Consider the following 21,236-nt stretch of genomic DNA (forward strand, 5'->3'; position numbering starts at 1 on the left):
GGGCGCACCACGGCACGGTCAACCAGACCGCGTTGGGGCCGTGCGGGGCGGATTCCCAATTCTTCCCGGCCCGCGCGCGGGCGGCAACGAGCAAATGAGGCCGCTGACGGGAATGAACCGGTATGACTCTCATATCCCTGCCCAGTTACCCATTATTCACTCGCCGTTTCATGCCTGGACGGCGAGCACCAGCGGGAACACTCCCTCCGCCCCCGCGCGACGCAGCAGCCTCGCCGCCACCGCCACCGTCCAGCCGCTGTCCGCGTAGTCGTCCACGAGCAGCACCGGGCCGCCCGCCGCGGCCAGCCGCTGCGCCAGCTCGTCCGGGACGACCAGGGCCCGCTGCAGACCGACGACCCGCTGCGCGCTGTTCGTCCGGGAGATCCGCAGCTCCTCCGCCTCCGGCGCGTACTCCACCGAACCGAGCAGCGGCATCCGCCCGATCTCGGCGATCCGCCGGCCGAGCGAACCCACGAGCCGCGGCTTGCGGTGCGAGGCGACCGTCACCACGCCGGCCGGCCGGGGCGCCGCGTCCGGCGCGCCCGAGGCCCAACCTCCGGGCCCCTTCGCCCAGTCGGCGAGCACCCGCACCACGGCCTGCACCACGTCGTCCGTCACCTCGGCGTCCGGCGCGGAGTCGGCGAGCATCGGGCGCAGACGGTTGCCCCAGCCGATGTCCGAGAGACGGCCGAGCGCCCGCCCCGCGTACGACTGCTCACCCGCCGGGATACGGCCCTTCAGATCCACGCCCACGGCGGCGAGTCCGGTCGGCCACATCTTGCGCGGCTCCACCTCCACGCCCGCCCGGCCCAGCTCGCCCCGCGCCGAGTCGAGCGCCGCGTCCGACACCTTCGCGTCGAACCTGACGCCCGCGCAGTTGTCGCAACGACCGCACGGCGCCGCGGCCTCGTCGTCCAGCTGACGGCGCAGGAACTCCATGCGACAGCCGTCCGTGGCCGCGTACTCCCGCATCGCCTGCTGCTCGGCCTGCCGCTGCCGGGCCACCCACGCGTACCGCTCCGTGTCGTAGACCCACGGGCGGCCGGTGCTCTCCCAGCCGCCCTTGACCCGCTTGACGGCCCCGTCCACGTCGAGCACCTTGAGCATGGTCTCCAGCCGTGTCCGGCGCAGCTCGACCAGCGGTTCGAGAGCGGGCAGGGACAGCGGACGGCCGGCCTGCGCCAGCACGTCCAGGGTGCGGCGCACCTGCTCCTCCGGAGGGAAGGCCACCGACGCGAAGTACTGCCAGATCGCCTCGTCCTCCTTGCCCGGCAGGAGCAGCACCTCCGCGTGCTCCACACCGCGCCCGGCCCGGCCCACCTGCTGGTAGTAGGCGATGGGCGAGGACGGCGAACCGAGGTGCACGACGAAACCGAGGTCCGGCTTGTCGAAGCCCATGCCCAGCGCCGAGGTCGCCACGAGCGCCTTGACCCGGTTGCCCAGCAGGTCGTCCTCGGCCTGCTGCCGGTCGGCGTTCTCCGTCCGGCCCGTGTACGAGGCGACCGCGTAACCGCACTGGCGCAGATGGGCGGTCACCTCCTCGGCCGCGGCCACCGTCAGTGTGTAGACGATGCCCGACCCGGGCAGCTCGCCGAGGTGCTCGGCCAGCCAGGCCAGGCGGTGCGCCGCGTCGGGCAGCCGCACCACGCCGAGGCTCAGGCTCTCGCGGTCCAGCGGCCCGCGCAGCACCAGCGCGTCGCCCTCGACGCCCGTCCCCAGCTGCTCGGCGACGTCCGCGGTCACCCGGGCATTGGCGGTGGCGGTCGTCGCGAGCACCGGCACGCCGGCCGGCAGGTCGGCGAGCATCGTGCGCAGCCGGCGATAGTCCGGCCGGAAGTCGTGTCCCCAGTCGGAGATGCAGTGTGCCTCGTCGACGACGAGCAGCCCCGTGGCCGCCGCGAGGCGGGGCAGCACCTGGTCGCGGAAGTCGGGATTGTTGAGCCGCTCGGGACTGACGAGCAGCACGTCGACCTCGCCCGCCGCCACCTCCTGCTGGACGGTCTCCCACTCCTCGGTGTTCGACGAGTTGATCGTGCGGGCGCGGATGCCCGCGCGGGCGGCCGCGTCCACCTGATTGCGCATCAGCGCCAGCAGCGGGGAGACGATCACGGTTGGGCCCGCGCCGCGCTCGCGCAGCAGCGAGGTCGCGACGAAGTACACCGCCGACTTGCCCCAGCCGGTCCGCTGCACGACCAGCGCCCGGCGTCTGTCCGCCACCAGCGCCTCGATGGCGCGCCACTGGTCCTCGCGGAGTCTCGCCGCACCCGTCGGGTCCGAGACGAGACGGGCGAGCACGGAGTCGGCGGCCGCGCGCAGGGCGGCGCGGTCCTCGGGGCGGTCTGCGTTGGTCATGCCTCCATGCAACCCGATCGCTCCGACATTGCGCGAACGAGCCGCCGAGGCTGTGGATAACTCCCGGACCCTCGGCGCGGGAGTTATCCACAGGGGTTTCGCGACCGGCGGTGGTCGCGGCACCGTCGTGACCATGAACACGAACCACCACGAATCCCACGGCCCGTCCACCACTCCGCAGATCACCCTGCGCGGCCCGGCCGAGCTGGCCGACGCGCTGCCGTTCATGCTCGGCTTCCACCCCAGCGACTCGGTCGTCCTCGTCGCGCTGCACGGCGAGCGCGGACGCTTCGGCGGCCGGGTCCGGGTCGGCATCCCGAGCTCGTCGTACGAATGGGCCGCCACCGCCGACCACCTGGCCGACACCCTCGTCGAGGGCTGCACCCGCCGCGCCGACCGCCCCGACGCCATCGTCGTCTTCCTCTGCCAGGAACCCGCGCCCGGCGAGACCGGGCGGCGGGTCATGGAGCGTCTGCGGCCCTTCGCCCAGCGCCTGCGCACCGCCTGCGGCGCGCTCGACATTCCCGTGCTCGAAGCCCTCTGCATCTCCGACGGTCTCTACTTCTCCTACTGCTGCCCCGACGCCCGCTGCTGCCCGCCCGACGGCACACCGCTGGCCCTGTCCGGCACGTCGGTGATGGCCGCCTCCGCCGCCTACGCGGGAATCCAGGTGCGCGGCACCCTCAAGGAGATGGAGGCACGGCTGAAGCCGCGCGGATCCGGCGGCGACGAAGCGGCGCAGCGCGCGGCGCTGAACGACGCCGCCGCGGTCGTCGTGCCGCGGATCCTCGACGGCCCGACGGGCGGCCTGGCACGGCAGGAGACCCGCGACACCACCCTCGCCCTCGTCCGCCGGCTCATCGACCGTTTCTCCGCACCGCCCGACTCCTTCGCCGCCGCGACGGCAAGCGGGACCGCGACCGGTGCGGGCACGGCCGGAGCCGATGCCAGGGACGACGGCCTGCTGACGCCCGAGGAGGCCGCCGCCGTGATCCTCGGACTCCAGGACCGCGACACCCGCGACCAGGCCGCCGAATGGATGGAAGGACCGCAGGCGCCTGCGGCGCTGCGGCTCTGGCGCGCCCTGTCCCGCCGCTGCGTGGCGCCGTACCAGGAGTACGCGGCGGCCCCGCTGACCCTCGCCGGCTGGGTCGCCTGGTCCACCGGAGACGAGCCCTCCGCCCGGGTGGCTCTCGGACTGGCCCTGGAGACCGATCCCGACTACCTCTTCGCCCGGCTGCTCCACCAGGCCTGCAACGAGGGCCTCGACCCGGAGTCCCTGCGCGAGTGCCTGCGCAAGGAGCGTGACGCGCGCGTCTCCGCCGCAGCCGCGTCCGACGGCACCGGAAGGAGCCAGAAAGCCGGCCCCGATGCGGCGACGGCCGATCCGACCGCCGGCCCGGACCACGCACCGGCCTCCGAGGGCACCCGGGAACGCCGGCGGCAGAGGGCCCGGCAGGCCGCGCGGCGGACCACCCGACAGGCGGGCATGCGCGCCGCCGGGGCCGGCCGGAGCCCCTCGCGTGCCCTCGCCACCGCCCGGCGGAGCGGCACCGGACCCAGGCCGCCGAGGGCCGCGGCGGTGCGGCGGACCGGACGACGCGGGGCGAGGAGCGGCGGATGAGGCGGACCGGAGCCCTGGTGGGCACCTCCTCCCGGCCGCGCCCGGCGCACGGCTCCTGGACGAGGAGCCTCTTCCGGCCGAGGACGGGCCGGGCCGTGACCCGTCGGCACACGAGGGCGTTCAGCTGGGTGGCGGTCCCGCAGGAGCCGTGCCGCCGCCCCACGGCCGACCTCGCGGACCGGAACGGGCCGAGCGCGCCCCGCCACGCTCGCCCCCGGGCGCGGCCGAGCCGACCGGACCGCACAGGAAGCGCCGCACACCCGCCATGGCCCCCAGCCCCGCCCAGGCCTCCGGACCCACCGCCGGACACCCGTCCCTCACCGGAGGCCCGCCACCGGGAACGGCAGCCGGTGCGGCCCGCCCCGGCGACCTGCCCCCCGTCCACGACACCCTCGTCGCCGTCGCTCTGCCCGCCCTCACCCTCAGCCCCCGGCACGGACAGCTCACCGGCAACGGCCTCGAAGGAGTCTTCGCCGCCGGGCGGCGGCTCCTCGCCCGCTGCGTCCTGCGGGTCAGCGGCCGTGAGCCCGTCACCCTCCAGGGCCGGTCGACCGCCGCGGACCGCGCCGAATTCCTGGGCGTCCTGCGCACGCCCGGCGACACCGGACCCGACCCCGGACTCGTCGTCGAGCGGAGCAGGGAGGCCGACGGGACCGAGCGGATCACCCTGCGCAGCTCCGCGGCCCGGCCGCTTCGGCTCCCCGTGGAGCTCGCTCTGGGCACGGATCTCGCGGACCTGGGCGCGGTGGCGGGCGGCCGGCCCGGACCCGAACTCTCCGCGAGCGTCCACGGCACCGGCCTGCGCTGGACGGCCCCCGACGGAGCCGCCGTCGCCGTCTCGGCCGACCCACCGCCCAGCGAAGCGCTGGCGGCGGCCGGACTGCTCCGATGGGACGCCGAGCTGGCCCCCGCAGGCCGCTTCGTCCTCACCGTGCGGATCCGCCCCGAGCGGACCGACCGCAGACAGCCCGCGGGCGCCGGCAGGCCCGGCGGGCACGTCGTCGCCGACGCCGTCGCCGAAGGCGACGACCCACGGCTCGGGCCCCTCCTGCGCAACTCCGTCGCCGACCTGCGCGCGCTGCTCCAGCGCGACGCCGCCCACCCCGCCGACGTCCACCTCGCGGCCGGAGTGCCCTGGCGTTGCGGGCCCGTCACCGCCGAGGCGCTCTGGGCCGCCCGGATGGCCCTGCCCCTCGGCACCCGGCTCGCCGTCACCACACTGCGCGCCCTCGCCCGCACCCAACTCCGCGGCCCGGGTCCCGATTCGGGGCGCATTCCCGGGCCGCTCAGAGACGCGGGCCCGCTGCTGCCGCCCCGCTGCACCGGGATCGAGGCGACCCTCGCCTTTCCCGCCGTCCTCGCCGAGGCCCACCGCTGGGGACTGCCGGAGCAGGACCTCGCGGAGCTGCTTCCCGTCGCGGAGCGGTGCCTCGACCGGCTGCGCGCCTGCGTGGACGACGGCGGCTTCGTGCCGGACCCGTGGCCCGCCGGGCCGTCGCGGGCCGAGACACAGGCGCACGCGCACCGCGCGGCCGTGCTCGGCGCGGATCTCCTCGACGCCTGCGGCCGGCCGGGCGGGGACGCGTGGCGGGAGTGGGCGGAGGCGCTGCGCGCACGCTTCCGGGCGCGGTTCTGGCTCGACGACCCCGCGGGCGGCCGGCCCGTGCTCGCCCTCCTGCCCGACGGCCGCCCGCTGCCCCACCCGGGCGGCTGGGCCGCACACCTCCTCGACACCGGGCTGACCGCCGCCGGGCGGCCCGCGCCGGGACTCCTGGACAAGGCGCGGACCGAGCGGCTGGCCCGGCTGCTCGCCGCTCCGGCGCTGGACTCCGGCTGGGGCCTGCGGGGCCTCGGCGAGAAGGAGCCGGGCTACAACCCCTTCGGGCACCGGTCCGGCGCGGTCCGCGTCCACGAGACGGCCGTCGCCGTCGCCGGGCTCGCCGCGGCCGGGTACGAGCGCGAGGCGACGGCGCTGCTGCGCGGGATCCTCGACGCCGCGGAGGCCTTCGGTCACCGGCTCCCGGAGATGTACGCGGGCGAGCGGCGGACCGCCGGAGCCGTGCCGACGCCGCACCCGGCGGCCTGCAGGCCCGCCGCGGTGGCCGCCGCGGCCGGCGTGCAGTTGCTGACCACGGTCGTCGGCGTCCGGCCGGACGCGCCCGGCCGCACGGTCGCCCTGCAGCCGCTGCGTTCCGCGCCGCTCGGCGAGGTGCGGCTGTCGGGTCTCCTGGTCGCGGGCGAACCGTTCGCGGCCCGCGTCGGACGGCTCGGGCTCGGCATGGTCGAGGAGGCCGCGCCCGGTCTCCAGCTGGGCGGCTGACCCTCCGGCGGGCGTTTCGACGGCGGGCGGCGAGCGCGAGCGGAAGAAGCGGGGCGGGGGAGGGGGCGGGGCCGGAGAAGAAGTGGCACCGATCCTTCCGCCGGGCGTGTTTATCGTCAGGAAGACGACTATGATCGCGGGCATGCCTCCCTACGACCCGTCGGCCTTTCCGCCCTTCGCCGTCACCGTCGATCTGGTCGTGCTCACCGTGCGGCGCCACGCCCTGTGCGCCCTCGTCGTGAAACGGGGCGAGGCGCCCTTCCAGGGCCGCTGGGCACTGCCGGGCGGTTTCGTCCGGGCCGACGAGGACCTCGACGCCGCCGCCGCGCGCGAACTGGTCGAGGAGACCGGGCTCTGCGTCCACGACCCCGGCGCCCCGCAGCCCGCCGGCGGGAACGGTGCGCACCTGGAGCAGCTGGCGACCTACGGGGCGCCCGACCGGGACCCGCGGATGCGGGTGGTCAGCGTGGCGCACCTGGCGCTCGCGCCGGACCTGCCGGCGCCGCGGGCGGGCGGCGACGCCAACAGCGCGCGCTGGGCGCCCGTCGAGGAGCTGCTCGGCCAGGACGGGAGCGGCGAGTCCGAGGCCCAACCGCCGGTGCCGCTCGCCTTCGACCACGCCCGGATCCTCGCCGACGGCGTGGAGCGGGCCCGCTCCAAGATCGAGTACTCCTCCCTGGCCACCGCCTTCTGCCCGCCGGAGTTCACGGTCGGCGAGCTCCGCCGGGTCTACGAGGCGGTGTGGGGAGTGGCCCTCGACCCGCGCAACTTCCACCGCAAGGTGACCGGCACGCCCGGCTTCCTCGTTCCGGCGGGCGGCACCACGACCCGTCAGGGCGGCCGTCCGGCCCAGCTGTTCCGCGCTGGTGGAGCCACGCTCCTCAACCCGCCGATGCTCCGGCCCGAGGTCTGACGGGCGGCCTTCCGGGCGTTCCGAGCTGCCAACCCTGCGCCAAAAGTCCGAAATGTGGCGTTATCTTGCTGGGACAGCCGCCCTGCCGCGGAGCGGTCTCACCTACCCGCGAGAGAAGCGATGCTTCAGGCCATCGGACTCACCAGCACCCCCCGCCGGGACCGCCCGCCCGCCGTGGACGATCTCACCTTCGAGGCCCGGCCCGGCACCGTCACCGCCCTGCTCGGACCTGCCGGAGCGGGCAAGACCACCGCGCTCCGCCTGATGCTGCAGCTCGAACCGGGCCGTGGCATCACCTACTTCCGGGGCCGGCAGCTGCACCAGGTCGCCCACCCCGCCCGCGAGGTCGGCGTCCTGCTCGGCGACGTCCCCGGCCACCCCTCCCGCACCCTGCGCAGCCAGCTGCGCATGCTGTGCGCCGCCGCCGGAGTCCCCGGCAGCCGCGCCGACGACATGCTCCGGGCCGTGGGCCTCACCGGCCTCCACGACCAGCGCATCGGCACCCTGCCCCTCGGTATGGACCGCCGACTCGGCCTGGCCTCCGCCCTGTTGGCCGACCCGCACGCGCTGCTCCTCGACGAGCCCGCCGCCGGACTCTCCGTGCGCGAGAGCGGCTGGCTGTACGAACTCCTGCGCGCCCACGCCGACGAGGGCGGCACCGTCCTCTACGCCACCGACGACCCCAAGGACGCCGCCCGCAACGCCGACCGGGTCGTCACCCTCGACGGCGGCCGGCTCGTCGCCGACCAGGACGCCGTCGAGTTCGCGCGCACCCGGCTGCGCCCGCGGGTCGCCGTGCGCACCCCGTACGCCGCCCGGCTCGCCGCCGTCCTCACCCAGGAGTCCCGCGCCGCCCGCCGCGCCGTGGAGGTGGTCGCGGAGGGCGGCAACCGCCTCTCCGTCTACGGCAGCGACTGCGCCACCGTCGGCGAGAGCGCCTTCCGCAACGGCGTGCTCCTCCACCGCCTCGCCGAGGAGACCGGCGACGCGGGACCCGCTGCCCCTGCGGGACCGGGACCCACCCGCGCCACCGCCGCCACCGTCGCCACCCACCCTTCCCCGCAGGCGCCGGCCCCCGCCCGTACCGCCGACGGGGAGACACCGGCCCCCGTCCGTACCGCAGCCGCGGAGAAGGCCGCACCCGCCCGCCGGTCGCACCGTGCCCCGTACCGCTCCCCGCTCCGTCCGCTGCGCTACGAGATCCGCCGCCTGCTCGGCGTGCCGTCCACGCCGCTCGTCGTCGCGGGCGTGCTGCTGGTGTCCGTGACCCTCGCCGTGCTGCTCGGGCGCGGCGGGCGGACGCCGCTGCCCGCGCTCCTCGCCGGCTGGCCTGGCATCTCGCCGCTGCCGCCCGCGGCCCTCGGGGCGGGCCTGCTCGGCGCCTTCTCGTTCGGCGAGGAGTACCGCTACCCGGCCCTGACCAGCGGGCGCGGCGCCGTCCCGCGCCGCCTCGGCCTGCTCCTCGCCAAGCTCGCGGTCGCGGCGGCCGTCGGGGCCGCCCTCGCGGCACTGGCCGTGGCTGCCGACCTGGGGACGCTGCGTCTCGTCTACGGCGCGGAGTTGATTCCGGTCCCCGGGAACTGGGCGGTCATGGCGGCCAATTGGTTCGGCCTGGTGATCGGCTGCGGCTGGGCCGGCGTGCTCGGTGCCGGGGTCTTCCGGGCCGCCGCCGCCGGCGTCGCCGCAGTGCTCTCCGTGCCGGTGGCCTTCGCCCCGCCGCTGCAGCGACTGCTCTCCGGTGTGCCCCGCCGCTCCGTCGCGGGACTTCCCGCGCGCCTGCGCGAGTTCGCGAGCCTCGAGTGGTCCTCGGACGCCGACCGGTGGCTGATGGGCGCCCTGAGGGTGGTCGGGCAGCCCGTGGGAGTGGCGCTGGCGCTCACGTTGACGGTCCTGCTCTGCGCCTATGTGCTCACCGGCCGTCACAGCCGGGCGCGTTGGTGATCACATCCGGATCGAAAGAATCCGATGAGAGGGCAACTCCCTTAAAAATTGCCGCTTATGTCCCATTAATCGTCAATTGTGTAGGGGGTGCCGATCACCCTTTCGTGTGCTTTTCACCAAAGACCTCAAGGGGCTCGGGGGCCACGCCGACAAAGGATGCGTGAGTACCCTTGCGCACACGATGATGACCCCCGCCCGCCCCGTCGAGTCCGGCCTCGGCGCCCCGGGCGACCTCGACCGCTACCCCTACGCGGAGGCGCCAGGAGCCGACCGTGTCGGCCCGCCCGCGTGGGAAGGGACCGAGGACCTCGGCCGGGTCGGCCGCAGGGCGGCCGGCAGCCGCGGCCGCGGACTGCACGGCCAGCTCGTCCAGCAGCTCGGCCAGATGATCGTCTCCGGCGACCTCGGCGCCGACCGACCGCTCGTGCCCGAGGAGATCGGCCAGCGCTTCGAGGTCTCGCGCACCGTGGTCCGCGAGTCGCTGCGCGTGCTCGAGGCCAAGGGCCTGGTCAGCGCCCGCCCGAACGTCGGCACCCGGGTCCGCCCGGTCAGCGACTGGAACCTGCTGGACCCCGACATCATCGAGTGGCGGGCCTTCGGCCCCCAGCGCGACGACCAGCGCCGCGAGCTCAACGAGCTGCGCTGGACCATCGAGCCCCTCGCCGCGCGGCTCGCCGCGGGCCACGGCCGCGAGGACGTCCAGCAGCGCCTCTCCGACATGGTCGAGATCATGGGCCACGCGTACGCGCAGGGCGACGGCATCACCTTCTCCCGCGCCGACGCCGAGTTCCACGCGCTGCTCATCCAGCTCGCGGGCAACCGCATGCTGGAGCACCTCTCCGGCATCGTCGGCGCCGCCCTCCAGGTCTCCGGCGCCGCCGCCACCGGCTGCGACCGCCCGAGCGAGAGCTGCCTCGGACACCACGCCCGCATCGTCGACGCGCTCGCCGCCGGCGACGCCCTCGGCGCCGAGACGGCCATGCGCCAGCTGCTGACCGTCCACCCCGAGGTGGAGCGCGTCGTGCCGGCTCCGCGCGAGCACTGATCCACGAGCCGTGGCCAGGAGCGCCGTGCCGCATGCATCGCGTGCCGCCGGACCCGGGCGGAGCCGGGGACGCAGCGCCGTCCCCGGATGCGCCGGGGTCTGCCGGCACGCGTCGGCGGGCGTCCGCGGGGCGTCGGTGAGGTGATCATGCGGCGGTCATGCGGCGACCACGTCGTGATCGCGCGGTGATCGGTTGGCGATCAGAAGGCGATCGAGCGGCGGTCAAGAGGTGACCGACCGGTGATCAAGCGGGTGATCAAGGGGCGTTCCGTATGGTTGATGACGGATTCGTCGCAAATGAGGTGTGACTCGGGCCACGCAGATTGGGCGTAACACTCCTCGAAGCCGCGCGATGACCTAAGAGGTGACAGCCGAGGAAGGAATACAGCCGCCGCTCTGGGCGCTGTGCAGTTCCCCGGTCCAGCCCGCGCCGTCGGCACATTCCCGGCCGACGGTCGTCGGCTCCGGCCCGATCCAGGGCGGGGCCGGAAGCCGTTTTCCATCGTTCCGAGAGGTTGTTCGTGTCGGCCAGCACATCCCGTACGCTCCCGCCGGAGATCGCCGAGTCCGAGTCTGTGATGGCGCTCATCGAGCGGGGAAAGGCTGATGGGCAGATCGCCGGCGATGACGTGCGTCGGGCCTTCGAGGCTGACCAGATTCCGCCAACCCAGTGGAAGAATGTTCTGCGCAGCCTCAATCAGATCCTCGAGGAAGAGGGTGTGACGCTGATGGTCAGTGCAGCGGAGTCGCCGAAGCGCGCCCGCAAGAGCGTCGCAGCGAAGAGCCCGGCCAAGCGCACCGCCACCAAGACCGTCACCGCCAGGACGACCGTGACGAAGACCGTCTCGGCCGCCACCGCGGCCCCGGCGGCCGAGAGCGCGGACCCGGCCGAGGAGGCCGGCGCGCCGGCCAAGAAGGCCGCCGCCAAGAAGACCGTCGCCAAGAAGACGGCGGCGAAGAAGACCGTGGCCAAGAAGACGGCCGCTAAGAAGACCACGGCCAAGAAGGACGACGAAGAGCTCCTCGAGGCCGAGGACCTGCTCGAGGACGTCGCGCCGGGCAAGGGTGACGAGGAGGAGGCCGAGGGCGAGAGCAAGGGCTTCGTCCTGTCCGACGAGGACGAGGACGACGCGCCGGCCCAGCAGGTCGCCGTCGCCGGCGCCACCGCCGACCCGGTCAAGGACTACCTCAAGCAGATCGGCAAGGTCCCGCTGCTCAACGCCGAGCAGGAGGTCGAGCTCGCCAAGCGCATCGAGGCCGGTCTGTTCGCCGAGGACAAGCTGGCGAACTCCGACAAGCTGGCCCCCAAGCTCAAGCGCGAGCTGGAGATCATCGCCGAGGACGGCCGCCGCGCCAAGAACCACCTGCTGGAGGCCAACCTCCGACTCGTGGTCTCGCTGGCCAAGCGCTACACCGGCCGCGGCATGCTCTTCCTGGACCTGATCCAGGAGGGCAACCTGGGTCTGATCCGCGCCGTCGAGAAGTTCGACTACACCAAGGGCTACAAGTTCTCCACGTACGCCACCTGGTGGATCCGTCAGGCGATCACCCGCGCCATGGCCGACCAGGCCCGCACCATCCGTATCCCGGTGCACATGGTCGAGGTCATCAACAAGCTCGCCCGTGTGCAGCGCCAGATGCTCCAGGACCTGGGCCGCGAGCCCACCCCGGAGGAGCTGGCCAAGGAGCTCGACATGACCCCGGAGAAGGTCATCGAGGTCCAGAAGTACGGCCGCGAGCCGATCTCGCTGCACACCCCGCTGGGCGAGGACGGCGACAGCGAGTTCGGTGACCTCATCGAGGACTCCGAGGCCGTCGTCCCGGCCGACGCGGTCAGCTTCACGCTGCTCCAGGAGCAGCTGCACTCGGTCCTCGACACGCTCTCCGAGCGTGAGGCGGGCGTCGTCTCCATGCGCTTCGGCCTCACCGACGGTCAGCCGAAGACCCTGGACGAGATCGGCAAGGTCTACGGCGTGACGCGTGAGCGCATCCGTCAGATCGAGTCGAAGACGATGTCCAAGCTGCGTCACCCGTCGCGTTCGCAGGTGCTGCGCGACTACCTCGACTGATCGAGAGCGGCGAACGACGAACGAAGGGCCCGGATTCCCCGTACGGGGGCCGGGCCCTTCGGCGTGTGAGCGGGTGCAGGCGGGGCCCGTCTGGACGACGCTGGGTGAACCGACATCACCGGAGAGTCAGGAGGCTCCATGCGTCGTCCCATCGCCCGTGCAGTGACCGGTGCCCTGGGCCTGATCGCCGTGGCGGCGGCACCGATGGCCGCCACGGCTCCCGCGGCCGCCGACAGCGTCGTGGTCGGCGGGCGGCCGGCCAAGATCACCGAGGCGCCGTGGGTCGTGGCGCTCGCCAGCCGTGACCGGTTCGGGGGTACGCGAGCGGGGCAGTTCTGCGGAGGAGTGGTGGTGGCCCCCACCAAGGTGCTCACCGCGGCCCACTGCCTGGGCCGTGAGGTGCTGGGCGGCGAGCCCTGGCAGCTGCCGGACTTCCATGTGATCGCGGGCCGCAGTTCGCTGCGCGGGCGCGGTGGTCAGGAGGTCCGGATCTCCGACACCTGGATCAACCCCGCGTACGACCCCGCGACCAACGCGGGCGATCTGGCGGTGCTGACGCTGGAGAAGGCCTTGCCGGCGTCGTACGTGATCGAGGTCGCCGCCCCGGGTGATCCGGCCGAGGCTCCGGGCGAGGCGGCCGACGTGTACGGCTGGGGCGACACGACCGGAAACGGCGCGTACGCGACGTCGCTGCGCTCGGCGCGCGTGCGGGTGCTGAGCGACGAGACCTGTGAGCGCGCCTACCCCGGTGGCGTCGGCGTCGCCTACCGCGGTCGGACGATGCTCTGCGCCGGCGAGCCCGACGGAGGCCGGGACGCCTGCCAGGGAGACAGCGGAGGGCCGCTGGTGGCCCAAGGGCGGCTGATCGGCCTGGTGTCCTGGGGAAGCGGCTGCGGGCAGGCGAACAGCCCCGGCGTCTACACGCGGGTCTCGGCGGTGCTGCCCGAGCGTCTCTGACACGGTGCCGCGACGCGACGGTCGCCCGGTCGCTTCCGACCGTCCCGTGACGCGGCGTCATCTCCCGGTCACGGTAGGACAACGGGCGGCCACCCCCCTTGTGCTGCGGGGGCGGCCGCCCGTCGGCCGGTCCGTCAGAGGGCCGGTGCTGGCTCGTCGGGGATGTGAGGCGTCAGTGGTCGTCGCCCATGGTGCGGGCCGGCACGTCGGTGAGCCGGTCCGTCTCATCCTGTATCTCTGCGGCGATCTTCTTGAGTTCCGGCTCGAACTTGCGCCCGTGGTGGGCGCAGAAGAGCAAGTCACCGCCGCTGGTCAGGACGACACGCAGGTACGCCTGGGCGCCGCAGCGGTCGCAGCGGTCAGCGGCCGTCAGGGGGCTCGCGGGGGTCAGAACAGTAGTCACGTCGCCTCTTCTCTAGCTCGACGAGCTGTCGTACCAGGGTCAACATCCAACCAGGCCGAAAACGTTCCCGCTCGTGGCTTTTCCTCGAAACTTTTTCCCAAGGTGGCTGTCTGCTGCCGGTTGGCGGCGAATGAGCCGTATTGCGTCGCTCTACGGGTTTCGCATTGCTGTGTGTGGTCGCATCCTCCCGGCGGGTTGCCGGTTGTTCATGAGGACGTGCCCGGAGCCTAAATGGTTCATGCCTGGAAGGGAACGTGATGTTCACGTCACCCCATCGAGGGATCGAACATCCATGCGACTCTGGACTAGCATGAGGAATCAGGAGGGTGGCGTGACAACGGCTCTACCAGGCATCGGTACCCTCTGACCGGTAACCGAGGCCGGGCCTTACCCCACCGGGCCAGATTTCAAATTCAGCGAGGAGCGAACCGCGTGACCGCCGAGACGTCCGTGCCGTCCAGTGCGCTGCTGACCGCAGACCGTGACGGTTCCAACTACACCGCTCGGCACCTGCTCGTCCTCGAAGGGCTCGAAGCCGTCCGCAAGCGACCCGGCATGTACATCGGGTCCACCGACAGCCGTGGCCTGATGCACTGCCTCTGGGAGATCATCGACAACTCCGTCGACGAGGCCCTCGGCGGCTACTGCGACCACATCGACGTCATCCTCCACGAGGACGGCTCCGTCGAGGTCCGTGACAACGGCCGTGGCATCCCCGTGGACGTCGAGCCCAAGACCGGACTGTCGGGCGTCGAGGTCGTCATGACCAAGCTGCACGCCGGCGGAAAGTTCGGCGGCGGCTCCTACGCGGCCTCCGGCGGTCTGCACGGCGTCGGCGCCTCCGTGGTGAACGCGCTCTCCGCCCGCCTCGACGTCGAGGTCGACCGCAACGGCGCCACGCACGCGATCAGCTTCCGCCGCGGCGTCCCCGGCATGTTCACCGAGGCCGGCCCCGACAGCCCCTTCGACCCCTCCGGCGGTCTCCTCAAGGGCAAGCGCGTCCCCAAGACCCGCACCGGCACCCGGGTGCGGTACTGGGCCGACCGCCAGATCTTCCTCAAGGACGCCAAGCTCTCCCTGGAGACCCTGCACCAGCGCGCCCGCCAGACCGCCTTCCTCGTCCCCGGCCTCACCATCGTCGTCCGCGACGAGCGCGACCTCGACGGCGTGGGCAAGAGCGAGGAGACCTTCCGCTTCGACGGCGGCATCAGCGAGTTCTGCGAGTTCCTCGCCCAGGACAAGGCCGTCTGCGACGTGCTGCGCCTCACCGGCCAGGGCACCTTCAAGGAGACCGTCCCGGTCCTCGACGACCGCGGCCACATGACGCCCACCGAGGTCACCCGCGAGCTCGGCGTCGACGTCGCCCTTCGCTGGGGCACCGGCTACGACACCACCGTCAAGTCCTTCGTCAACATCATCGCCACGCCCAAGGGCGGCACCCACGTCTCGGGCTTCGAGCAGGCGATCACCAAGACGGTCAACGAGGTGCTGCGCGCCAGCAAGATGCTGCGCGTCGCCGAGGACGACATCGTCAAGGACGACGCCCTCGAGGGCCTCACCGCCGTCGTCACCGTGCGCCTCGCCGAGCCGCAGTTCGAAGGCCAGACCAAGGAGGTGCTCGGCACCTCCGCGGCCCGCCGGATCGTGGCCAACGTGGTGGCCAAGGAGCTCAAGGCGTTCCTGACCTCCACCAAGCGCGACGCCAAGGCCCAGGCCCGGGCCGTCCTGGAGAAGGCCGTCGCCGCGGCCCGCACCCGGATCGCGGCCCGCCAGCACAAGGAGGCGCAGCGCAGGAAGACCGCCCTGGAGTCCTCCTCGCTGCCCGCCAAGCTCGCCGACTGCCGCAGCGACGACGTCGAGCGCAGCGAGCTCTTCATCGTCGAGGGAGACTCCGCGCTCGGCACCGCCAAGCTCGCCCGCAACAGCGAGTTCCAGGCGCTGCTGCCGATCCGCGGCAAGATCCTCAACGTCCAGAAGTCCTCCGTCTCGGACATGCTCAAGAACGCCGAGTGCGGAGCGATCATCCAGGTCATAGGAGCGGGCTCGGGCCGCACCTTCGACATCGACGCCGCCCGCTACGGCAAGGTCATCATGATGACCGACGCCGATGTCGACGGCTCCCACATCCGCACGCTGCTGCTGACCCTGTTCCAGCGCTACATGCGGCCCATGGTCGAGCAGGGCCGCGTCTTCGCCGCCGTCCCGCCGCTGCACCGCATCGAGCTGGTCCAGCCCAAGAAGGGCCAGGACAAGTACGTCTACACGTACTCGGACAACGAACTGCGCCAGACGCTGCTGGAGTTCCAGCGCAAGGGCATCCGCTACAAGGACTCCATCCAGCGCTACAAGGGTCTCGGCGAGATGGACGCCGACCAGCTGGCGGAGACCACCATGGACCCGCGCCACCGCACCCTGCGCCGGATCAACATCGGCGACCTGGAGGCGGCCGAGCAGGTCTTCGACCTGCTCATGGGCAACGACGTGGCCCCGCGCAAGGAGTTCATCACCAGCTCCGCCGCCACCCTCGACCGCTCGCGCATCGACGCCTGACGCGTCACCTCCCACGCCGGACACCCTCCTGACCGGCCCGCCCGATACGACTGTCGGACGGGCCGGTCAGGCGCGTTCAGGGCGCCATCACCTAATGGGGTGAAGTGAGGTGGGAGAAGAGTCCGGGATCAACCCACTCTGTCCATCCTTGGGCACGCGGCCGAAACGGTTCGCTGACAAGGAGAGTTCACCGGTGGAGAAGCAGGAAGGGCGCGACCCCGCGGCGGTGCGGATCGACGACCCCTGGTACGACGAGTTGGCCGCCGGCTGGGGCGAGCACGACGGGGACCCGTCCGACGGGCGCCCCGCCGTCGTCGGCCGACAGACGCAGGCCGAGGCCGAGATCGAGCCCCAGGCCCAGGCCCAGGCCAGGAGCCAGGCCGGGAGCCAGGCCGCCGCCCAGGCCCAGGCCGCGGCTCAGGCCGGGAGCCAGGCCGAGGTCCAGGGCGGGGGCCAGGTATGGGGCGGCGAGGACCCGGCGCACAGCGCGGCGGACATCTATCTGCACGTCCAGCGCAGCCCCGCCTTCCAGGAGGTCCGCGGCCGCTACCGCCGCTTCGTCTTCCCGGCCGCCCTCACCTTCCTCCTCTGGTACCTGGCCTACGTGGTCGCCGCCACCGCCGCACCCGGCCTCATGGGCCGCCCGGTCGTCGGCGCGGTCAACGTCGCCATGGTGGCCGGGCTCGGACAGTTCGCCACCACCTTCCTGCTGACCTGGGCCTACGCCCGGCACGCCCGACTGCGCCGGGACCGGCTCGCCCTCGAACTGCGCTGGGACACCCAGGAGATGACCCGGGGAGTGCGGCGATGACCGGAAACCACCAGACCCTGGCGCTGCTGCTGTTCAGCGCCTTCGTCGCCGTCACCCTGGCGATCACCACCTGGGCCGGTCGCAACCGGCGCGGCTCGGCCGAGGAGTTCTACGCCGGAGGCCGGCTCTTCTCACCCATGGAGAACGGTTTCGCCATCGCCGGCGACTACATGTCCGCGGCCTCCTTCCTCGGCATCTCCGGCCTGATCGCCCTCTTCGGCTACGACGGCATGCTCTACTCCGTCGGCTTCCTCGTCGCCTGGCTGGTCGTGCTCCTCTTCGTCGCCGAACTCGTCCGCAACTGCGGCCGCTTCACCCTCGCCGACGTCGTCGCCTCCCGGATGGCCGAACGGCCCGTACGGATCGCCGCGGGCGCCTCGTCCGTGACCGTCTCCGTGCTCTATCTCGTGGCGCAGATGGTCGGCGCCGGCAGCCTCGTCGCGCTGCTGCTCGGCGGCACCAGCGAAGCCGCCCGCTCCTGGACGGTCATCGGCGTCGGCGCGCTCATGGTCGTGTACGTCTCGCTCGGCGGCATGCGGGCCACCACCTGGATCCAGATCGTCAAGGCCGTGCTCCTCATGGCCGGCACGGTCGCCCTCACCGTCCTCGTCCTGGTCCACTTCCACGGTGACTTCGGCCGGCTGCTGACCACCGCCGCCGAACGCAGCGGCCACGGCCGGGATTTCCTCGCCCCGGGCCTGCGCTACGGCGGCGACTGGACCGCCCGCGTCGACTTCGTCAGCCTCGGCATCGCCCTCGTCCTCGGCACCGCCGGACTCCCGCACATCCTGTCCCGCTTCTACACCGTGCCCACGGCGCGGTCCGCCCGCCGGTCCGTCGTCTGGTCCATCGGCCTCATCGGCAGCTTCTACCTGATGACGATCGTGCTCGGCTTCGGCGCCGCCGCGGTCGTGGGACCCGACGCCGTCCGCGCCTCCAACGCCGCCGGCAACACCGCCGTCCCGCTGCTCGCCCTCGACCTCGGCGGCGGGCCCGGATCGACCGGCGGGACCGTGCTCTTCGCCGTCGTCGCGGCCGTCGCCTTCGCCACGATCCTCGCCGTCGTCGCCGGGATCACGCTCGCCTCCTCCGCCTCCGTCGCCCACGACCTCTACGCCTCGCTGCGCCGCAGGCGCGCCAAGCGGTACAGCGAGGTGACCGTGGCCCGGCTCGCCGCCGCGGGGATCGGCGCGGCCGCGATCGGCCTAGGGCTGCTCGCCCGCGACCTCAACGTGGCCTTCCTCGTCGGCCTCGCCTTCGCCGTCGCCGCCTCCGCGAACCTCCCGGTGCTGCTCTACTCGCTGTTCTGGCGCCGCTTCACCACCCGGGGCGCGGTCTGGTCGGTGTACGGAGGACTGATCCCGGCGGTCCTGCTGGTCGTGTTCTCGCCGGTCGTCTCCGGCGGCCCCGAGGCGCTCTTCCCCGGCGCCGACTTCCAGCTCTTCCCGCTGCAGAACCCGGGCCTCGTCTCGATCCCGCTCGGCTTCCTCGCGGGCTGGCTCGGCACCGTCACCTCGCCCGAGCCGCCGGACGCGGCCAAGCACGCCGAGACGGAGGTACGGGCGCTCACCGGAGCCGGCGCGGTCTAGGCCGGCGCGCGCTGCCCGGGCGGGCGTCCGGGGTCGGCGCGGGCCGTGCGCGGCCGGGGTCGGCGTGCGCCGCGCGGGCCGTGCGCGGCCATGGCAGGCGGGCGGTGCGGGCGGGTTCAGCCGGTGGCCGAGGCGACCCAGACGTACCGGTGCTCGGGGCGGCCCGTCTCGCCGTACCGCAGCGAGAGACGCACCCGCCCGGTCCGCTCCAGGAGCTTGAGGTAGCGCTGGGCGGTCTGCCGGCTCACCCCGGCCCGCTCGGCGATCTCCTGCGCCGACAGCGGCCCGTCCGCCGCGAGCAGCACCTGCCGCACCAGCTCGGCCGTGGTGGGGGAGTGGCCCTTGGGCAGTTCGGGCGCCGTCGAGACGGCCGAGAACGCCCCGAAGATCCGGTCCACCTCGGCCTGTTCCGCCTCCCCGCCGCCGTCCAGGGTCCTGCGCAGCGCCGCGTACGCCTCCAGCTTGGCGCGCAGCCCGGCGAAGCTGAACGGCTTCACGAGGTACTGCAGCGCGCCGTGCCGCAGGGCGGCCTGCACGGTCGCCACGTCACGGGCCGCGGTCACCATGATCACGTCGCACGGCCGGCCGAGGGCGCGCAGTTCGCGTACGACGGCGAGTCCGTTGCCGTCCGGGAGGTAGTGGTCGAGCAGGATCAGGTCGACCGGCGTGCCCGACGCGGCGAGGTCGGCGGTCCGGGCCAAGGCCTCGGCTGCCGAGTGGGCGAGGCCCACGACCTCGAAGCCGGGCACCTTGGCCACGTAGGCGGCGTTGATCCGCGCCACGCGCCGGTCGTCGTCGACGACCAGGACACCGATCACCGCTCCTCCCCGGCGGGCGCGGGCGCCGGAGGGCGCCCGGCCGGCGGTCCCTCGAGCTCCGTCGGAGCCGTGGGAGCCGTGGGAGCCGTCGGAGCCATCGGCTCCGGCTCGCCCAGCGCCTCCGGCAGGACCACGGTGAACTCCGCGCCGCCGTCCGCGCCCGCGGTGACCCGGGCGTTGCCGCCCCGCCGCTCCGCGAGCCGGCGCACCAGCGGCAGCCCCAGGCCGCGCTTGCCGTGCGCCGGAGGCTCCTTCGTCGTCCAGCCCTCGGTGAAGATCAGCTCGCGCCGCTCCTCGGGCACGCCGGGACCGCTGTCGGTGACCCGCAGGACGACCGTCCGGCCCTCGGACCGCAGATCCACCTCCACGCGCGCGTGGAGGGTGCCCGAGGCGGCGTCCAGGGCGTTGTCGACGAGGTTGCCGACGACCGTGACCAGTTCGCGCGGGTCGATCAGCCGGTCCGGGAGCAGCGAGCCGGGAGCGATGCGCAGCGAGACGCCCCGCTCCGCGGCGACGGCGGCCTTGCCGACGAGGAGCGCGGCGAGCAGTGGGTCGCGGACCTTCTCGGTGACCTGCTCCGCGGTGGCGCGGTGCACCCCGACCACCTCGGTGACGAACTCGGCCGCCTCCTCGTACATCTCCAGTTCGAGCAGGCCGAGCAGGGTGTGCATGCGGTTGGCGTGCTCGTGGTCCTGGGCGCGCAGGGCGTCGATCAGACCGCGGGTCGAGTCCAGCTCGCGGCCGAGCCGTTCCAGCTCGGTGCGGTCGCGGAGGGTGGCGACGGCGCCGCCGTCGTCGGTGGGCATCCGGTTGGCGACGAGCACCCGGCTGCCGCGTACGGTCACCAGGTCCTCGCCGGTGGCCCGGCCCGCGAGCACGTCCGCGGTACGGCCCTCGCCGAGGACCTCCTCCAGCGGGCGCCCGGTGGCCTCCGGGCCGATCCCGAGCAGCCGCTGGGCCTCGTCGTTCATCAGCCGGATCCTGCCCGTGCGGTCGAGGGCCACGACGCCCTCGCGGATGCCGTGCAGCATCGCCTCGCGCTCGGCGAGCAGCGCCGAGATGTCGGAGAAGGCCAGGTCGTGGGTCTGCCGCTGGAGCCTGCGGGAGATCAGGTACGCGGCGAGCGCGCCGGCCGCGAGGGCGCCGCCGGCGTAGCGGAGCAGGCCGGGGATCGCGGCCACCAGGCGGTCGCGGACGCTGTCGTACTCGATGCCGACGGAGACCGCGCCGACGATCTCGCCGCGGCCGTCGCGCAGCGGCGCCTTGCCCCGGGCCGAGCGGCCGAGGGTGCCGCTGTCGATCTCCATCACCTCGTGCCCGGCGAGCGCCTCGCTCGGGTCGGTGGAGACGACCCGGCCGATCTGGGCGGGGTCGGTGTGGGACCAGCGCACCCCGCGGGTGTCCATCACGACCACGTACTCGGCGCCCGTCGACCGGCGGATGCGCTCCGCCTCCGCCTGCACCGGTCCCTGGGCGGACGGCCGGCTGGTCATCACCTCGCCGGCGACCCGCGGCGAGGCCGTCGTCTGGGCGATGGCCAGGGCGCGGCGCATGGCCTGGTCGTCCAGCTGGGCGCTGAGCGGGGCCAGGAACAGGCCGGTGGCGAGCACGGTCACGCCGGTCGCGATGGCCAGCTGCATCAGCAGCACCTGCGAGAACACCCGCTGCGGCCACCCGAACCTGCGCCGGCGGACGAACGGCCGCGCGGGAGGGGTGGGTGCGGGGCTCATGGCGGAAACGGTACGGGGCCGCCGCCTCCGACCGGAAATGCCGCCCGCCCCGGCCGGGGCCCGCGCCAGCCGTGGCCCGCCCCGGCCGGGGGCCGCCCCGACGGCGTCGGCCTG

General features: G+C 73.6%; 14 protein-coding genes. 10 read left to right on the forward strand and 4 right to left on the reverse strand.

All coding sequences use genetic code 11. From position 1 onward, the window contains the following. Window positions 1–168: 168 nt before the first annotated feature. The gene (locus tag ACIGO8_RS24520) at window positions 169–2,352 is read right to left on the reverse strand and encodes a RecQ family ATP-dependent DNA helicase (protein WP_399734495.1); all 2,184 of its coding nucleotides are present in this window, start codon (window positions 2,350–2,352) and stop codon (window positions 169–171) included. 133 nt (window positions 2,353–2,485) lie between these two features. Here ACIGO8_RS24520 and ACIGO8_RS24525 point away from each other — a divergent pair, with 133 nt between their 5' ends. The 7 genes from ACIGO8_RS24525 (at window position 2,486) to ACIGO8_RS24555 (ending at window position 13,221) form a co-directional block, all read left to right on the forward strand. After that, the gene (locus ACIGO8_RS24525) at window positions 2,486–3,976 is read left to right on the forward strand and encodes a DUF4192 domain-containing protein (protein ID WP_399734498.1); all 1,491 of its coding nucleotides are present in this window, start codon (window positions 2,486–2,488) and stop codon (window positions 3,974–3,976) included. Window positions 3,977–4,241: 265 nt separating this feature from the next. Then, window positions 4,242–6,296, forward strand: coding sequence for a glycogen debranching N-terminal domain-containing protein (locus tag ACIGO8_RS24530; protein WP_399734501.1), 2,055 nt, complete (start codon window positions 4,242–4,244; stop codon window positions 6,294–6,296). A 142-nt stretch (window positions 6,297–6,438) separates the two neighbouring features. Then, a complete protein-coding gene (locus ACIGO8_RS24535; protein WP_399734504.1) occupies window positions 6,439–7,209 on the forward strand; it encodes an NUDIX domain-containing protein in 771 nt (256 codons plus the stop codon). 120 nt (window positions 7,210–7,329) lie between these two features. Further along, window positions 7,330–9,150, forward strand: coding sequence for an ATP-binding cassette domain-containing protein (locus tag ACIGO8_RS24540; RefSeq protein WP_399734506.1), 1,821 nt, complete (start codon window positions 7,330–7,332; stop codon window positions 9,148–9,150). 160 nt (window positions 9,151–9,310) lie between these two features. Continuing rightward, a complete protein-coding gene (locus ACIGO8_RS24545; RefSeq protein ID WP_399734509.1) occupies window positions 9,311–10,195 on the forward strand; it encodes a FadR/GntR family transcriptional regulator in 885 nt (294 codons plus the stop codon). A gap of 521 nt (window positions 10,196–10,716) precedes the next feature. Continuing rightward, on the forward strand, window positions 10,717–12,264 hold the full coding sequence (locus tag ACIGO8_RS24550) for an RNA polymerase sigma factor (RefSeq protein WP_399734512.1): 1,548 nt from the start codon (window positions 10,717–10,719) through the stop codon (window positions 12,262–12,264). 138 nt (window positions 12,265–12,402) lie between these two features. Continuing rightward, on the forward strand, window positions 12,403–13,221 hold the full coding sequence (locus ACIGO8_RS24555) for a serine protease (protein WP_399734515.1): 819 nt from the start codon (window positions 12,403–12,405) through the stop codon (window positions 13,219–13,221). 172 nt (window positions 13,222–13,393) lie between these two features. On the opposite strand, the gene ACIGO8_RS24560 is transcribed toward ACIGO8_RS24555, so the two are convergent. Continuing rightward, window positions 13,394–13,624 carry a hypothetical protein gene (locus ACIGO8_RS24560; protein ID WP_189512043.1) on the reverse strand — a complete coding sequence of 77 codons (231 nt, stop codon included), beginning with the start codon at window positions 13,622–13,624 and terminating at the stop codon, window positions 13,394–13,396. Window positions 13,625–14,056: 432 nt separating this feature from the next. Here ACIGO8_RS24560 and ACIGO8_RS24565 point away from each other — a divergent pair, with 432 nt between their 5' ends. The 3 genes from ACIGO8_RS24565 (at window position 14,057) to ACIGO8_RS24575 (ending at window position 18,574) form a co-directional block, all read left to right on the forward strand. Beyond that, the gene (locus tag ACIGO8_RS24565; RefSeq protein WP_399734518.1) at window positions 14,057–16,174 is read left to right on the forward strand and encodes a type IIA DNA topoisomerase subunit B; all 2,118 of its coding nucleotides are present in this window, start codon (window positions 14,057–14,059) and stop codon (window positions 16,172–16,174) included. A 193-nt stretch (window positions 16,175–16,367) separates the two neighbouring features. After that, the gene (locus ACIGO8_RS24570) at window positions 16,368–16,985 is read left to right on the forward strand and encodes a DUF485 domain-containing protein (RefSeq protein WP_399734520.1); all 618 of its coding nucleotides are present in this window, start codon (window positions 16,368–16,370) and stop codon (window positions 16,983–16,985) included. Beyond that, window positions 16,982–18,574: a cation acetate symporter gene (locus tag ACIGO8_RS24575; RefSeq protein WP_399734522.1), complete on the forward strand. Its 1,593-nt coding sequence runs from the start codon at window positions 16,982–16,984 to the stop codon at window positions 18,572–18,574. The genes ACIGO8_RS24570 and ACIGO8_RS24575 overlap by 4 nt, the downstream gene beginning before the upstream one ends. A 116-nt stretch (window positions 18,575–18,690) precedes the next feature. On the opposite strand, the gene ACIGO8_RS24580 is transcribed toward ACIGO8_RS24575, so the two are convergent. Both ACIGO8_RS24580 and ACIGO8_RS24585 read right to left on the reverse strand, forming a co-directional pair. Further along, the gene (locus ACIGO8_RS24580) at window positions 18,691–19,392 is read right to left on the reverse strand and encodes a response regulator (RefSeq protein ID WP_399734525.1); all 702 of its coding nucleotides are present in this window, start codon (window positions 19,390–19,392) and stop codon (window positions 18,691–18,693) included. Continuing rightward, complete coding sequence (locus ACIGO8_RS24585; RefSeq protein ID WP_399734528.1) at window positions 19,389–21,122, reverse strand: ATP-binding protein; 1,734 nt, start codon at window positions 21,120–21,122, stop codon at window positions 19,389–19,391. Before ACIGO8_RS24585 ends, ACIGO8_RS24580 begins: the two co-directional genes overlap by 4 nt. Window positions 21,123–21,236 lie beyond the last annotated feature (114 nt).

The organism is Streptomyces sp. NPDC053493 (genome assembly GCF_044544825.1).
Taxonomy (GTDB): Bacteria; Actinomycetota; Actinomycetes; order Streptomycetales; family Streptomycetaceae; genus Streptomyces.

What these genes read in the sequence shown, in the direction of transcription:
- ACIGO8_RS24585 (WP_399734528.1), bottom strand. Translation starts at nt 21,122, where the DNA reads ATGAGCCCCGCACCCACCCCTCCCGCGCGGCCGTTCGTCCGCCGGCGC.
- ACIGO8_RS24530 (WP_399734501.1), top strand. Translation starts at nt 4,242, where the DNA reads ATGGCCCCCAGCCCCGCCCAGGCCTCCGGACCCACCGCCGGACACCCG.
- ACIGO8_RS24535 (WP_399734504.1), top strand. Translation starts at nt 6,439, where the DNA reads ATGCCTCCCTACGACCCGTCGGCCTTTCCGCCCTTCGCCGTCACCGTC.
- ACIGO8_RS24575 (WP_399734522.1), top strand. Translation starts at nt 16,982, where the DNA reads ATGACCGGAAACCACCAGACCCTGGCGCTGCTGCTGTTCAGCGCCTTC.
- ACIGO8_RS24540 (WP_399734506.1), top strand. Translation starts at nt 7,330, where the DNA reads ATGCTTCAGGCCATCGGACTCACCAGCACCCCCCGCCGGGACCGCCCG.
- ACIGO8_RS24520 (WP_399734495.1), bottom strand. Translation starts at nt 2,352, where the DNA reads ATGACCAACGCAGACCGCCCCGAGGACCGCGCCGCCCTGCGCGCGGCC.
- ACIGO8_RS24555 (WP_399734515.1), top strand. Translation starts at nt 12,403, where the DNA reads ATGCGTCGTCCCATCGCCCGTGCAGTGACCGGTGCCCTGGGCCTGATC.
- ACIGO8_RS24525 (WP_399734498.1), top strand. Translation starts at nt 2,486, where the DNA reads ATGAACACGAACCACCACGAATCCCACGGCCCGTCCACCACTCCGCAG.